Below are 14,942 nucleotides of genomic sequence, written 5' to 3' on the forward strand. Positions count from 1 at the left end.
ATTAGCCTGTAACCAGTTAGCCTGCTAACGATTAATCAGATAGCGATTAACCTAAGTCACCGAATCTGAGTTGCAGCGCGGTGATCGCGGTGAGTGAGGCTGTTTCGGTCCGCAGCACTCGGGGGCCAAGTAACACATCGGTAAACTGATGGGTTTCCGTCATGGCGATTTCTTCTGCCGATAATCCACCCTCGGGGCCAATCAACAGTCGCACGCGCGTATGGGATAAATCTAAGCCATTGATACCGTGCGCCGCCCTTGGGTGCAAGTTGAGTTTTAGTGCGCTGGTCGGTTCGCTACACCATTGCTGTAACTCCATCGCTGGGCGGACTACGGGCACTTGGCTGCGACCGGATTGCTCACAGGCACTGATGACTATCTTTTGCCATTGTTGGATTTTTTTGTCGAGACGCTCACCACTGAGTTTGACGCCGCAACGGTCGGAAAACAGTGGCGTAATAGTATTCACCCCTAGCTCAACGGATTTTTGAATGGTGAATTCCATGCGATCGCCACGGGAAATCACTTGGCCTAAATGGAGGTTTAGGGGCGATTCTGATGGATTGGCTTCACAGGACAACACTTTTACCGTGACCGATTTTTTAGCCGCATCGATAATTTCGGCAAGATAATCATGACCATCGCCATTAAACAGGCTAATTTGCTCGCCATTGCCCATGCGCAGCACTTTGCCGATATGGGCTGCACCATCTTCGTCTAAATTCAGCTGTTGGTTTACGGCTAATGGCTGAGGTTGATAAATTCTTGGAACTCTCATTGTCGACCTTATTCGGCTAATTGTTGGCGCAGTGGCGGCGCATTACAGGCATGTTGTACAAAAGGATTATGATTACCTTGGATCTGCGCTATGGCGTTATCGCGTTTGCATTCAATAGTATCAACTGGATAGCTTTTATCCCATGCTTTGAATAATTTTAATTGCGAAGAGGCGATTTTAAGGCCATAGGTTTGCTGCATATATAAGTAAGTGCGAGCAATCTTTCCGCGGGCATTGGCGGGCGGTTGTGCTTGGCGATTCTTAAAATCAATGACCATTTCGCATTGACCATATTGACCAGTTTTACCGTTCCACTGACTAAAACGGAAGTTACTGCGATCACCGTTTACCTCTCCAATAGCGGGTACTAAGTTGTGCATATCCGCTTCCATCTTATTAAATTCCTTGCTGCTATCGGCGCAGTTTTTACGACCGCCTTGTTGCCAGCATTGCAGTTGATGGCCAAATTCCCACGCGGGGACGATATGTTCCCATTCGATACGGTTAGCGCGGGTTTCTTGCTTGCGGACTTGGTAACCACAGCTCGTTAAATCCGGCTTCCATGATTTGCCTTTAATTTCAATATTGCAGCCACAGTAAAAACTCACTGCGGGCAGGGTGCCTTGGCGAGTGCCTTGGTATAAGGATTGAGACAAGACCTTGGCTTGACTAAAACTGCTTGGATGCGAAGGGGATGCATTGGCTGAGGCGGAAACCGCCAGCCAACTAAATAGGCACAGCAATACTTGCCGAGACCTTAAGGCGATTGAGGTGTTGTTCAACATTTATCCCAAAAATAATCAGTACTACGCGAGCCTATGGCTCGTCTTTTATGTCTGAATGGTAAGGGAAATACTGCGCCTTATGCAAATGACTCGTACTTTTTGCCGGGGATGTTGCTTTATTGTCCGCTATTGGGCTGGTTAGGCAAGCGTGAGATGGGTATGGCAGCGTTTACACAAATAACGGGTTTCACCCCTTAATACTTTATTATGGCGGCGAATACCCAGTCGAATTGGGCCGCAGGCACAGCGGTATTCAACGTCTTTTCCCTTAACTGACTGAGTATCGAAATTGTGGGTAGTGTTAGGGCTTATCTTAAAGAGTTTCAGCATAATCGATTGCCACTCACGGCCATGGGGTTTCGTTTTGCCAAAAATTTGAAAGCACAACAAATGGCTGATCTCGTGGGGTACGACTTCGGCTAAAAATGCCTCGCTGTTTTCCCGCAGTAACACGGGGTTAAAGCGTAGACGATTTTGCTGCAAATGCGCTGTGCCTGCACTTCGTCCCCTAAGGGTAAATTGAGTGGTTGGCCGCGGGAAAGCACGTTTGAAATAGGCTTCAGCCTGTTGGTAGCAGTCTTCAATACGTTCAAGGATTTGCTGTTGTACCGGTGTGAGTGGTTTGGCGTTGGTTTTAGTCTGGTTGGCAAAACGCGTATTGGGCTTTGACTGGGGATGTTCAGCTGTATTGGTATTGGCGCTTGGATTACGGCTAAGTGCGCTGAGTAAAAACTTGGGTAAAGAGCCTTGGGTAAACATAGATTTAGGTGTTAACTCTCTCTTACATGCAACCGTTTGTGATTAGGCATTATCCGCTAAAGCACTCGCTCGAATAGCTAGTCAGCAAGCGTTCGCATAATAACGAACGCTTGCTGATTATGCCAGTCTGCGTCGTCATCGCTATAGACTCGCTGCGGCCTGCATCACCATAGTGCGGATATGTTCGACTATGGCGTGCTCGGTATCGCTGTCATGGCCTTTTACCTTTGGAGTGTGGATATGGCCAACTTGTGCGTGGCTATTGAATTTTTGCTGTAACACGATAGCACGATAGGATATTTCATTAGAGAGATAACCGCCACCTGAGCCTTCGACCGAGGTTTCATTTTGCAGCTCGCTTAATGAACTGGCATTAAACTCACCGCGACCTAGGGTGGTCACCGTGTGGTTATCATTGACTTTCCACTGGCCGTCTTTAAGTTGCATCGCGGCTACGGGCAGCGAAAACTCGACAAACTCAGGGCCGGCAAAGTCTTTGCCATTGAGTTTGGGGGCAACGGGTGCGGTTTTACTGGCGCCGGTATATAGATTCTGGTTATCAGGTGCAGCGGCGCTGCGGTTACGCCCAGGGAAGCGTTCAAGGTCAAAGTCGCTACGCCCCATGCTAACCGTAAACACCAATTGGGTTTTAGGATCGCGATAAACGGGGCTGAGCAGGGATTCGATAATACCTTGGTCGAAATCCTCGAAGCGCACGGGGATCATCGCGGTTTCGATTTGCGCCTTTTTACCGTTAACATCAAATCGAAAACCGTCGAGGGCGAGGGCGGTTAGACCCGAAGGATTACTTTGGCTGATATCTTTATCGAGGAAGAAAGGGTCGAAGCCGGTGAGGAAGATTTTAATTTGTACATCGTCACCATATTGAATATCACTAAAACCCCGTGATGCTTTTTCGACGGCGCTGGACAAAATCTGTTGTTGCCAATCGGCCATATTAAAATTGGGGTTATGGGTTTTCAGGCTGTTTAGCATAGCGAGTCGCGCCCAGTAGAGAGAGCGGTCGTCAAAATGCCCTGATTGCACATCGCGCACTGCTTGTTGCCACAGCCTATGACCTTGGCGGGCGGCAAGTTGGGTCGCATCGCGCTCATTTTTCTGAGCAAATAACTGGGACGCTAAGCCTTCATCCAACGCTTGATAGCGATTGACCACTTCCGCCATGGTTTTTTCCGCAGTGGCAATGCGAGACACTTCAACATCCCCTAGGAGTTGCACTGCACCTGCGGTTTGGGCAATTGCGCTGGCAAGGATAAAAACAAGGCTGGGCTTTAACATTGGCGTTTCCTTTTTATTAGTTATTTACTGGGAAAAGGCGATGCTCCTAAGGCGTACTGGATGGCTTTACCCTCGGAAGATATTAGCTTATGCCAAAAAGTGACAAAGGATAGCGTTGAGTATAAGAGTTTACCCATAGGGATTCGAGGATCTTATTCCGCTTTTGCATAGTTGGTGTTGATCCAAAGTCATGTTTATTTGTTTGTGTCGCTTTGTGGCAGTGATAATCCTGCTGTATCTGTTTCGAACTTGTGCCTTATTTTTGCCACAATTGGTCAGCAGTTTGCTAGGACATGGTGCTTAAGAGAGTGATAATCTTAGTGCTTCATTTATATGGCATATTGCATTAAGCAAGGGGATATTATGCGTGTGTTAGCCTTATCGGCTGTATTAGTGGTGGCATCGATTGTTGGCATGCCGGCGATGGCAAACGAATGGCAGGAAAAACCGAGTTGGAATACTCATTTTTCGGAACATAAAGCGCAGGGTGTGATAGTGCTTTGGAACGAGAACAAACAGCAAGGATTTACCAATAATCTTAAGCGGGCAAACCAAGCATTTTTACCCGCATCGACCTTTAAAATCCCCAATAGCTTGATTGCCTTGGATTTAGGTGTCGTGAAGGATGAGCATCAAGTCTTTAAATGGGATGGACAGACTCGGGATATCGCGGCGTGGAATCGCGACCATGACTTAATCACTGCGATGAAATACTCGGTCGTGCCCGTGTATCAAGAGTTTGCGCGCCAAATTGGGCAGGCGCGCATGAGTAAAATGTTGCACGCATTTGATTATGGCAATGAAGATATTTCGGGCAATCTAGACAGCTTTTGGCTCGATGGCGGCATTCGGATTTCGGCAACGGAGCAAGTCGCATTTCTACGAAAGCTGTATCATAACAAGTTGCATGTATCAGAACGCAGTCAGCGTATCGTCAAGCAAGCCATGCTTACCGAGGCTAATAGTGACTACATAATCCGCGCTAAAACCGGATACTCGACCAGAATTGAGCCTCAGATCGGTTGGTGGGTCGGTTGGGTTGAACTCGATGATAATGTGTGGTTCTTCGCGATGAATATGGATATGCCTACGGCTGATGGTTTAGGGCTACGTCAAGCCATCACTAAAGAAGTGCTTAAACAGGAAAAGATAATTCCATAGATGTGCTTATGTTGCTAACTCGCTGCCATAACGGCTGTAAACATTTATAGACTGATGCACTGATGCACTGATGCACTGATGCACTGATGCACTGATACGTAAGTCCTTAATGCTCAATGCATTAGCGTCAAAGGCCTAGCGTAAATTCGCTAGGCCTTTTGTTATCTCAGGACAACTGACGCTTAAAATGACTCAGCAAGTAAACTGCAGGCTGCAGAGTCAAAAGGGCTAGCCCATCAAGGATTGCAAGCTTTCTTGACTGCTAAAGCGTTTAACAAAGAAGTCTAAAAAGGCACTGATATTGGTGGCTAATTGCCTACGACTCGAATACACCCCATAGACTTTAAAGGGTTCCATCGGCCATTCCTGTAAAATTGGGACGAGCTGACCATTGGCGAGCTCTGTCTTGCAAGCGGAGTTTGATAGCATTGCAATGCCAAAGTCATCAAGGGCTAATTGCTTGACCATAATGGGGCTATTTACCCTGACCTTGCGCTGAAAGCTCACCATGGTTTTGCGGGTGCCTTTGCCTAAGGGCCAAATCGGTGCAGAGCGTGACGTCCCTAACAATATACCACTATGGTCGCTCAACTCCTTGGGCGTTGCGGGTGTGCCACGCGTTTTTAAATAGCCAGGGCTTGCCACGAGAATTGGTTGGCGTTCAAACAGTAATCTTGCAACAAGATCAGATGATTGCAGTGGCCCATATTTGATAGCTATGTCATATCCTTCACCCACTAAACCGATATCGTTGTCGGTAAACTGGACATCCAATTCCACATTGGGATATAAACGCATAAATCCGCTACAGAGGTTAGCAATTAATTCTTGGCTAAAAGAGACCGGAATAGCTATCCGTAATGATCCTGACACGTCATCATGGGTGCTCTCGATAACAGCCTTGGCCGCTTCCACCTCATTGCGAATGGAATCACAGTGTTGATAAAAGAGTGCCCCGACTTGGGTAAGGCTCAGGTTACGGGTGTCGCGTTGTAACAATCGCACGCCAAGTTCTTCTTCAAGCTGCGCGATTTTGCGACTGATGGTGGATTTTGGGTGGCCGGTTTCACGTGCAGCTTGGGAGAATCCCTTTGCTCTCACTACGGCTGCAAATAGCATCATACCGTTTAAATCTGGCATGTTTTTCCCACTGTCTCATATTTGGAACATAGCGTCTTATGCAGTTTAATGGCATTTGGCAGGATAACAAAGTTATATTTATTGGCTAAAAATTTTCAGAGGCTAAAGCAGAGGATCTTTTGATGACCAGCAATAATCAGCCCAAACACATGACTCAAGCCCAAACGCCCGATCCGCTTTTTTTACAGGCCGAGCATTTGGCAAAGGATTTTTCTCTGTTTCCTAAACACAGCAAACAGAGTTTATCAGAAGAAATTAAAGGTCTTTTAAACGACGATGCCATTCAGGCAAATTTAAAAGACTTGGCATCATTAGATGTCGACGGTTACGTAGCAAAAGTGATCCAGCCGACCCAAGATAAAGGTCGTCCTGGTGCGAAACGTATCATTGCAGACCTAAAAGGTCGCTTGATCACGGAAACCCACTTGGGCTCTTTCTATAGCGCTGAGGTCGAGCTGAATTTCGGTTCACGCACTCGTCGTATCGGCTTTATTGCCCAAGAGCGCACAACCGCTAACGGTGCGTGGATGCCTGAGCATCACTATGCGGCTTGCAAAGCGATTCGTCATTTTGCCGAATTGTCTATGCCTATCGTCTATTTAATCGATACCCCTGGGGCCGATGCAGGCGAAGTGGCCAACAGCCAAAACCAAGCACATTCTATTTCTAAGGCGATTGCCGAAAGTGCCAACGTTGACGTGCCTACCGTGGGTATCGTTATCGGTGCGGGTTACTCTGGTGGCGCGATTCCATTAGCAGCGGCAAACATCCTGTTATCGCTGCGCGATGGTATTTTCAACACGATCCAGCCACAAGGTCTGCAAAGTATTGCCCGTAAGTACAACTTATCTTGGCAAGAATGTGCGAAATCAGTGGGTGTATCACCAGAAGAGCTATATACCTCAGGTTGTATCGACGGAATCATCGATTTCTCACCAGGGGATCGTGACGAGCGTCAGCACAATTTACGCCGTGCGATAATCAGTAGTATCGAGGCGGTTGAGCGTGCAGCGGTAAACTTTGTGCGTGAATCAAAAGATTTACGCGAGCATTATGATCGCAGTTTAGCGCGTTTCCTTAATCCATCTAAAAATCTGATGGCATTAGAGCTAAATGCAGAATTAGCCGTAGCTACTAGCCCAACCAACCACCATAACCTGTTTGGTAGTGCCTATCGTTACCTGCGTTATCTAACGCTGCGTAGCCGTATTCATTCGATCTCTCAGGAGCAATACGGACGTTTGTCACGTGTCAGTGTGCCTGAGGGGGATCTGTTAGCACGTATCCAGCAGGAGCAAGATCGTGTATTCCAAGCGTGGTTAGCTAGCCCCGATAAGCTGGTTTACGATGAAGATCTCAACAAGTTATGGGCGAACTTTATTGCTAAGCGCGATGAAATCTCAACCGAACGTAATATGCTGACACGTTTTATTTTGGGTGAGCCAAAAGAGAACTATAAAAAAGCGCGTAAGGCACTGTTATTTAACATCAGTTGGTCTTTATATCACCGTTGGAAGAGCAATGCTGCGAACAACTTTAAGGGCTTAATTCAGCATCTTGAAAATCTGCCTAAGTCTGTGACTCAAGCAAAGTGGCCTGAGCTAAATCAACTGACAGTGCTTGACGTTGTTGTTAACGATGAGCTGCGTGAAGACTTTATTTGGCAATGTCATAACATCCTGATCTTTAACTCACTCTACGACAACGTTGTGGGTAGCTTAGCGTCAATCGCGAAAGAAGCCATGATGTCAAAGAGCTTGTCTCGTAATTCAGTGAACAATCTGCTGCATAAGTCGATTGACCATGCGCTGTCGACTCAAGATACGGCTAACGACAAGGCGAAATTCTACAAGTGGCTCAAGTATTTTATGGGCCAATCTAACCGTGCCGATTTACTGGTGCGTGTAGAGCAATGGAAGAGTGTGGGCTTCCCGCAGCTTAACGACAGTTTATTCGTTATCCTGACTTACTTCTTCGAGCGTTTATTACCTGAATACTTCGACAGTGAAAGCGATCACAGTAAATATACTGGCGCGATTAACCCTGTACGTATCGGGCGTCGTAAGGACTTCTGGAACCGCTTGACCATGGGTTATCAGGATCTGTTGATCCAAAAAGTACTACGTGACGAAAAACGTACTGGCAAGATGACGTGGGAAAATGTGATTAAGCAATTCTTCACCCATTTCGACGAAATCAATGGCGACAAGATGTCGGCTAACTTGCTCAACTTCCCTGGTTTCCGTCTATCAATTGAAGATGCGTTAGATAAAGGTATTCGTCCTTGCGGTCTGATCACTGGTATTGCTGACTTTAAAGAAAAAGGTCAAAAAGTGCGTGTGGGTCTGGCTGTGTCTAACACTGCATTCCAAGCCGGTGCCTTCGATATGGCCAGTGCCGAGAAGTTTTCTGCGCTGCTGATCGAGTGTGCTAAGCGTAAGCTACCAGTGGTTTGCTTTATCAGCTCAGGCGGTATGCAAACCAAAGAAGGTGCCGCGGCACTGTTCTCCATGGCGGTAGTGAACGACCGTATCACCCGTTTTATCCGTGATAACGAATTGCCTGTACTGATGTTTGGTTTTGGTGACTGTACCGGTGGTGCGCAGGCGAGTTTTGTGACTCACCCATTAGTGCAAACTTACTATCTGTCTGGTACTAACATGCCATTCGCAGGTCAAATGGTGGTTCCTGCGTACTTACCATCGACGTCGACACTGTCGAATTACCTGTCGAAAGTACCTGGCGCAATGGCCGGCCTAGTCCATAACCCATTTAGCGAAAACTTAGACAATCAATTGGCGAGCATCGATCCATTGATGCCAATGCCGACGGCTAAGATTAATGAGGTTATCATTAACGCCTTGTCAACACTGGTTGTAGAAGCGCCAGCTGAAGAAGAGGAAATTGTACAAAACGATCCGCGTAAGCTGATGAAACCAATCAATAAAGTATTGGTTCATGCCCGTGGTTGTACCGCTGTTAAGTTGATCCGTAAAGCGCATGATAACAATATCAACGTAGTATTGGTGGCGTCAGATCCTGATATGACCGCCGTACCTGCGGATATGTTGAAAGAGTCTGACAAGCTAGTCTGTTTAGGTGGTAACACCTCTGACGAAAGTTACCTGAACGCATACTCAGTACTCAAAGTGGCTGAATATGAGCAAGTTGATGCACTGCACCCAGGTATCGGCTTCCTGTCTGAAAGCCCGCAATTTGCGGCATTGTGTGTCAACAATGGCGTTAACTTTGTTGGCCCTAGCGTACATTCAATGACGACTATGGGTAACAAGTCGAACGCAATTAAGACATCACAAGCGCAAAACGTGCCAGTGGTACCAGGTTCACACGGTATTTTGACTAACGCTGAGCAAGCGGTAAACGTAGCTAGTGAAATTGGTTACCCAGTACTACTCAAAGCGGTACAAGGCGGTGGTGGTAAAGGTATCCAGGTCGTTAAACGTCCTGAGGATATGATTGGTTTATTCCAAAAAACGGCTACCGAAGCGGCTGCTGCTTTTGGTAACGGCGATTTGTACTTAGAAAAATATGTCACTTCACTGCGTCATATCGAAGTGCAGTTACTGCGCGACAAGTTTGGTCACGCTAAGGTTCTTGGTTTACGTGACTGTTCTGTACAACGTAACAACCAGAAAGTCGTTGAGGAATCTGGCTCAACCATGCTGCCAGATGAACTGAAAAAACAAGTGCTGGCTTACACCCGTGCCTTAGGTGATGCGACCGATTACATGGGCGCAGGTACTGTTGAGTTCATCTACAACTTAGACGCAAACGAAGTGTACTTCATGGAAATGAACACCCGTCTGCAGGTAGAGCATCCAGTAACTGAAGCGACTTCTGGTATCGATATTGTGAGCGCACAATTTGATATCGCAGCGGGTCGTTCAATCGAGCACTTAGAGCCGAAAGAAATCGGTTATGCGATGGAAGTGCGTGTAACGGCTGAAAAAGCGGCACTCGACAGCCATGGCGTACTTCAGTTGATCCCTAATCCTGGCAAGATCACCGAATGTGTATTCCCTGATCATCCAGATGTGGAAATCATCTCGATTGCCGCACCGGGTAAAGAAGTATCACCTTATTACGACAGCTTAATCGCTCAGGTGATTATGCGCGGTGAAAACCGTGAAGACGTTATCGCGAAACTTCATGCTTACCTCGACAGCGTAGTGCTTAAAGGTATCGCGACTAACATTCCATTGCTGAAACTGATCTTAAGCGATGGCACCTTCAAAGAAGGCGTATACGATACTAACTACCTGCCACGCTTTATGGCTGAGCTAGACATTCCAGCGCTGATCGCTGAAATGGAAGCCGCTGCCGAAACTGTTGGTGTGGATACTGAGTCGCTCCGTGTGGGTGAAAGTAACGAACTGAAAGTATTAGCCCAAGGCGCAGGTATCTTCTATACCTCTCCAGCGCCAGGCGAACCTGATTTCGTGAAAGAAGGTGATATCGTTACTGCTGAACAAACGCTTGCCTTAACTGAAGCGATGAAGATGTTCTCGCAGGTTAACTTAGCCGGCTTCAACCGCCAAGGCGCAGTACTCTATCCAGAAGATAAGAAGTACCGCATTGAGCGTATTCTGAACAGCAATGGTCAGCAAGTATCGCAAGGTGACTTACTCTTCGTCGTATCGCCAGTTGAAGATTAATCTTGCATAAGCAGATTAACTAATTGAAATACCCGCCAATTCGGCGGGTATTTTTTTATCGTGAGAAGTAGAGTCTTCGAAATTTGAACCCAATGGTTAATGTTGGTGTATTGGTATTATCTCAATATCGTGTATACACTTTTTACCTAGGTCTGCGAATAATGGAATGTATTTGAGAAGCTACATGGGTTGGCGATTTTGGGCTTTGTTTTTCTGTTTATGCTCACCCTCAAGCGTGAGTGCTGAGCGTTTGGCTTCGAGCTATCTCAAAGTCACAGAGGAAGCTGCTAGTAGCCGTCAGTTAATCCGTTATTGCGTTGATCCCGATTGGCTCCCTTACGAAGCTATTCGGGAGGGAGAGCATGTTGGGATCTCATCGGACTATATTCGTTACATTGAGTCCCATTCCAACTTTAAATTCAGCCTTGTTCCCACAACATCTTGGTCCGAAACCCTTAATTTTTTACAAACTGGGCGCTGTGAGTTAACCCCGATGCTAAATAAAACGGCCACCCGAGAGCAATTTTTGCATTTTAGCCATGTGTATTTTCACTCGCCCAATGTGCTGGTTTCTCTTAAAGAACAGCCTTTTTTACAAGGGTTTGAAAATATAGGCTCACGAACGTTAGCCGTGCCTAAAGGTTATCGTCTCGCCGAGTATATTCAACATTATTATCCTAAAGTGAAAATTATCGAAGTGGGCAGTGAACCAGCAGGGCTTGAGGCTGTGCTCGATAAACGCGCTGATTTATTTGTTGGGTCAATGTTTTCGGTGAATGCTTATATTCAGCAGACAGGTTTTAACCATCTTAAAATTGCGGGATGGGGAGGGCCGGAAGATGAACTCCGTATGGGGGTGAGTTTAGGTCATGAAGCACTGTTACCGATACTTAATCAAGTGCTTGATGACGTAGATGAGCTTGAGCGAATTAGGATTTATCAGAAATGGAACAATATTACCGTCATCGATGAGACTAACTACCTGCTTATCTACCAAGTGATAGTTGGTACACTCCTTGTGGTGTTTTTACTCGCCACACGTACGTTCTTTATCAGTCGTTATAATCGACGCCTAACCGATAAAAATGAGCAGCTTGAAGCTTTACGTCTGCGATTAGAGCACACCAATGCCGAGCTTGAGTTTTTATCCACCCATGATCCGCTTACCAAACTTTATAACAGACATTATTTTAATCGCCAGTTTGTCCATGAACATCGTTCAGAGATTAGCTCCGAAGGTGCTATTTGCCTTGTAATGCTGGATATCGATTTTTTTAAAGAGATTAATGACACCTTAGGCCATGCCGTCGGCGATAACATTTTGATGGAACTGTCTGGGGTGTTGCAGCATTGTGTGCGCGAAACAGATGTTGTTGCTCGTTGGGGAGGCGAGGAGTTTGTGATTCTGTGCCATCAGACTTCCATCGACTTAGTTAAAACCTTGTGCCAGCGGATTGCTGCAGCGATTAAGGATTATCGTTTTAGTGGCAATGTGCAGCTTACTTGTAGTTTTGGCATAGCCAAATTAGTGAACAACGAGCCTATGCAGTCTTGTTTTGAGCGAGCTGATAAGGCGTTGTATCAAGCTAAGGCATTGGGCAGAAATCAGATTTGTGTGGATGAATTTAACACTTAGTTTGTTAATTTGGACGAATTCCTAAGCTCATTGTCACTTTTATCTAGAAATTGCCTATTTATGCTAATAACCCTAAGCGATTAGCGATGATTTAGCATCAGTTGATGTATCTATAAGGATCTTATTGGGCAGATTTTTTGCTATTTTAGAGTGCTTAACACATGGAAAAACGTCAATGTCGGCGAAAATACGCTTATTTTTAAGGTTTTTGGTAATTGTTTGAAAATTGAGCTAAATTTTTTTATTTAATTGTTTTCACATATTTTTCTTATTTTTTTTTAATTTTTTCCGCGACTTTATCGTGAAAAATTGCAAGAGCCATTTGCGCATAACTGGGTTCCAATTTACAATATGCGCCTAAAATAATCTGATGTGCGGTGTGTCGGTGGTTTGTCGCATACTCCGTCTACTTCTTAAACTAATCATTAAAGTTGAATCATGACCGAATTATCCAAATACAGAAACATTGGTATCTTCGCTCACGTTGACGCGGGTAAAACCACGACCACCGAGCGTATTCTTAAGCTAACCGGTAAAATCCATAAGATCGGTGAAGTTCACGATGGTGAATCAACAACTGACTTCATGGTTCAGGAAGCTGAGCGTGGTATTACCATTCAATCGGCTGCTGTAAGCTGCTTCTGGAAAGATCACCGTTTCAACGTTATTGATACCCCTGGGCACGTTGACTTCACCGTTGAAGTTTACCGTTCTCTGAAGGTTCTTGACGGCGGTATCGCTGTATTCTGTGGTTCTGGCGGTGTTGAGCCTCAATCAGAAACTAACTGGCGCTATGCTAACGAATCTGAAGTTGCTCGTATCATCTTCGTAAACAAATTAGACCGTATGGGTGCTGACTTCCTACGTGTTGTTAAGCAAACTAAAGACGTTTTAGCTGCTAACCCACTGGTTATGGTTCTGCCAATTGGTATCGAAGACGAGTTCTGCGGTGTTGTTGACCTGTTAACTCGCAAAGCTTACGTGTGGGACGATTCTGGTATTCCAGAAAACTTCGAAGTGAAAGATGTTCCTGCGAACATGGTTGACTTAGTTGAAGAATACCGCGAAATGCTGATCGAAACTGCTGTTGAGCAAGATGACGATCTGCTAGAAGCATACATGGAAGGCGAAGAGCCATCTATTGAAGACCTGAAACGTTGTATCCGTAAGGGTACTCGTACTATGGCGTTCTTCCCAACATTCTGCGGAAGCGCATTCAAAAACAAAGGTATGCAACTGGTTCTGGACGCTGTTGTTGACTATTTGCCAGCGCCAGATGAAGTTGATCCACAACCTTTAACTGACGAAGAAGGTAACGAAACTGGCGAATACGCTATCGTTTCTGCTGACGAGTCATTAAAAGCATTAGCGTTCAAGATCATGGATGACCGTTTCGGTGCCCTGACTTTCGTACGTATCTATGCTGGCCGCCTGAAGAAAGGTGACACCATTCTTAACAGTGCTACTGGTAAGACTGAGCGTATCGGCCGTATGTGCGAAATGTATGCGAACGATCGTATCGAAATTGAATCAGCTGAAGCTGGTGACATTATCGCTATCGTTGGTATGAAGAACGTACAAACTGGTCACACTCTGTGTGATGTTAAGCACCCATGTACTCTTGAAGCCATGGTGTTCCCAGAGCCAGTTATCTCTATCGCAGTAGCGCCAAAAGACAAAGGCGGCAGCGAGAAGATGGCTATCGCTATCGGTAAGATGATCGCAGAAGATCCATCATTCCGCGTAGAAACTGACGAAGATTCAGGTGAAACCATCCTTAAAGGTATGGGTGAACTGCACTTAGATATTAAAGTGGACATCCTGAAGCGTACTTACGGTGTTGAGCTGATTGTAGGTGAGCCACAAGTGGCATACCGTGAAACAATCACTGCGATGGTTGAAGACCAATATACCCACAAGAAACAATCTGGTGGTTCTGGTCAATTCGGTAAGATCGAATACATTATCCGTCCTGGTGAGCCAAACTCAGGTTTCGTATTCAAGTCTTCAGTTGTGGGTGGTAGTGTTCCTAAGGAATTCTGGCCTGCAGTTGAGAAAGGCTTCGCGAGCATGATGAACACTGGTACTATCGCTGGCTTCCCAGTGTTAGACGTAGAGTTCGAATTAACTGACGGTGCTTACCACGCAGTTGACTCTTCAGCAATCGCGTTCGAAATCGCTGCTAAAGCGGCCTTCCGTCAGTCAATTGCTAAAGCTAAACCACAACTGCTTGAGCCAATCATGAAAGTTGACGTGTTCAGCCCAGATGACAACGTTGGCGACGTAATCGGTGACTTAAACCGTCGTCGCGGTATGATCAAAGACCAAGTTGCTGGTATCACTGGTGTTCGCGTTAAGGCTGACGTTCCGTTATCAGAAATGTTCGGTTACATCGGTTCTCTGCGTACAATGACTTCAGGCCGTGGTCAGTTCTCTATGGAGTTCTCACACTACAGCCCATGTCCAAACAGCGTTGCGGACAAAGTTGTTGAGCAAGTTAAAGAGCGTAAAGCTGCAGAAGCTAAGAAGTAATTCTTAACTTTATCCGAATAGAGACCGCTGCTAAGCCAAGGCTTACAGCGGTTTTTTTATGGGCGATGCTGTTTCACGGTTGACGGTTGACGGTTGACGGTTGACGGTTGACGGTTGACGGTTGACGGTTGACGGTGCAAGAGTCACCATTCACCATTCACCATTCACCATTCACC

Annotated in this window: 9 protein-coding genes; 4 read left to right on the top strand and 5 right to left on the bottom strand. The window is 46.1% G+C overall.

Translation table 11 applies throughout. The features are described 5' to 3' along the window. Positions 1 to 46: 46 nt before the first annotated feature. The 4 genes from rsmE to SO_RS03925 form a co-directional block, all read right to left on the bottom strand. Positions 47 to 778, bottom strand: a complete 732-nt coding sequence (rsmE, locus tag SO_RS03910; protein ID WP_011071124.1) for a 16S rRNA (uracil(1498)-N(3))-methyltransferase — start codon at positions 776 to 778, stop codon at positions 47 to 49. Between the two features lie 8 nt (positions 779 to 786). After that, positions 787 to 1,563, bottom strand: a complete 777-nt coding sequence (endA, locus tag SO_RS03915; RefSeq protein ID WP_011071125.1) for an endonuclease EndA — start codon at positions 1,561 to 1,563, stop codon at positions 787 to 789. A 138-nt stretch (positions 1,564 to 1,701) separates the two neighbouring features. Next, positions 1,702 to 2,322 carry a SprT family zinc-dependent metalloprotease gene (locus tag SO_RS03920; RefSeq protein WP_011071126.1) on the bottom strand — a complete coding sequence of 207 codons (621 nt, stop codon included), beginning with the start codon at positions 2,320 to 2,322 and terminating at the stop codon, positions 1,702 to 1,704. 141 nt (positions 2,323 to 2,463) lie between these two features. Next, the gene (locus SO_RS03925) at positions 2,464 to 3,621 is read right to left on the bottom strand and encodes a hypothetical protein (RefSeq protein ID WP_011071127.1); all 1,158 of its coding nucleotides are present in this window, start codon (positions 3,619 to 3,621) and stop codon (positions 2,464 to 2,466) included. Positions 3,622 to 3,984: 363 nt separating this feature from the next. On the opposite strand from SO_RS03925, the gene SO_RS03930 reads away from it, so the two are divergent. Then, positions 3,985 to 4,782, top strand: a complete 798-nt coding sequence (locus SO_RS03930; RefSeq protein WP_011071128.1) for an OXA-48 family carbapenem-hydrolyzing class D beta-lactamase OXA-54 — start codon at positions 3,985 to 3,987, stop codon at positions 4,780 to 4,782. 228 nt (positions 4,783 to 5,010) lie between these two features. On the opposite strand, the gene SO_RS03935 is transcribed toward SO_RS03930, so the two are convergent. After that, positions 5,011 to 5,922 carry a LysR family transcriptional regulator gene (locus SO_RS03935; RefSeq protein WP_011071129.1) on the bottom strand — a complete coding sequence of 304 codons (912 nt, stop codon included), beginning with the start codon at positions 5,920 to 5,922 and terminating at the stop codon, positions 5,011 to 5,013. A 122-nt stretch (positions 5,923 to 6,044) separates the two neighbouring features. Here SO_RS03935 and SO_RS03940 point away from each other — a divergent pair, with 122 nt between their 5' ends. The 3 genes from SO_RS03940 (at position 6,045) to fusA (ending at position 14,766) form a co-directional block, all read left to right on the top strand. Next, positions 6,045 to 10,598, top strand: a complete 4,554-nt coding sequence (locus SO_RS03940; protein WP_011071130.1) for an ATP-binding protein — start codon at positions 6,045 to 6,047, stop codon at positions 10,596 to 10,598. A 184-nt stretch (positions 10,599 to 10,782) separates the two neighbouring features. Further along, the gene (locus tag SO_RS03945) at positions 10,783 to 12,234 is read left to right on the top strand and encodes a diguanylate cyclase (protein ID WP_164925621.1); all 1,452 of its coding nucleotides are present in this window, start codon (positions 10,783 to 10,785) and stop codon (positions 12,232 to 12,234) included. 438 nt (positions 12,235 to 12,672) lie between these two features. Next, positions 12,673 to 14,766: an elongation factor G gene (gene fusA, locus SO_RS03950; RefSeq protein ID WP_011071132.1), complete on the top strand. Its 2,094-nt coding sequence runs from the start codon at positions 12,673 to 12,675 to the stop codon at positions 14,764 to 14,766. Positions 14,767 to 14,942: the final 176 nt, after the last annotated feature.

The sequence above is a fragment of the Shewanella oneidensis MR-1 genome (assembly GCF_000146165.2).
Classification (GTDB): domain Bacteria; phylum Pseudomonadota; class Gammaproteobacteria; order Enterobacterales; family Shewanellaceae; genus Shewanella; species Shewanella oneidensis.

What these genes read in the sequence shown, in the direction of transcription:
- SO_RS03940 (WP_011071130.1), top strand. Translation starts at nt 6,045, where the DNA reads ATGACCAGCAATAATCAGCCCAAACACATGACTCAAGCCCAAACGCCC.
- SO_RS03930 (WP_011071128.1), top strand. Translation starts at nt 3,985, where the DNA reads ATGCGTGTGTTAGCCTTATCGGCTGTATTAGTGGTGGCATCGATTGTT.
- SO_RS03935 (WP_011071129.1), bottom strand. Translation starts at nt 5,922, where the DNA reads ATGCCAGATTTAAACGGTATGATGCTATTTGCAGCCGTAGTGAGAGCA.
- fusA (WP_011071132.1), top strand. Translation starts at nt 12,673, where the DNA reads ATGACCGAATTATCCAAATACAGAAACATTGGTATCTTCGCTCACGTT.
- endA (WP_011071125.1), bottom strand. Translation starts at nt 1,563, where the DNA reads ATGTTGAACAACACCTCAATCGCCTTAAGGTCTCGGCAAGTATTGCTG.
- SO_RS03925 (WP_011071127.1), bottom strand. Translation starts at nt 3,621, where the DNA reads ATGTTAAAGCCCAGCCTTGTTTTTATCCTTGCCAGCGCAATTGCCCAA.
- rsmE (WP_011071124.1), bottom strand. Translation starts at nt 778, where the DNA reads ATGAGAGTTCCAAGAATTTATCAACCTCAGCCATTAGCCGTAAACCAA.
- SO_RS03945 (WP_164925621.1), top strand. Translation starts at nt 10,783, where the DNA reads ATGGGTTGGCGATTTTGGGCTTTGTTTTTCTGTTTATGCTCACCCTCA.
- SO_RS03920 (WP_011071126.1), bottom strand. Translation starts at nt 2,322, where the DNA reads ATGTTTACCCAAGGCTCTTTACCCAAGTTTTTACTCAGCGCACTTAGC.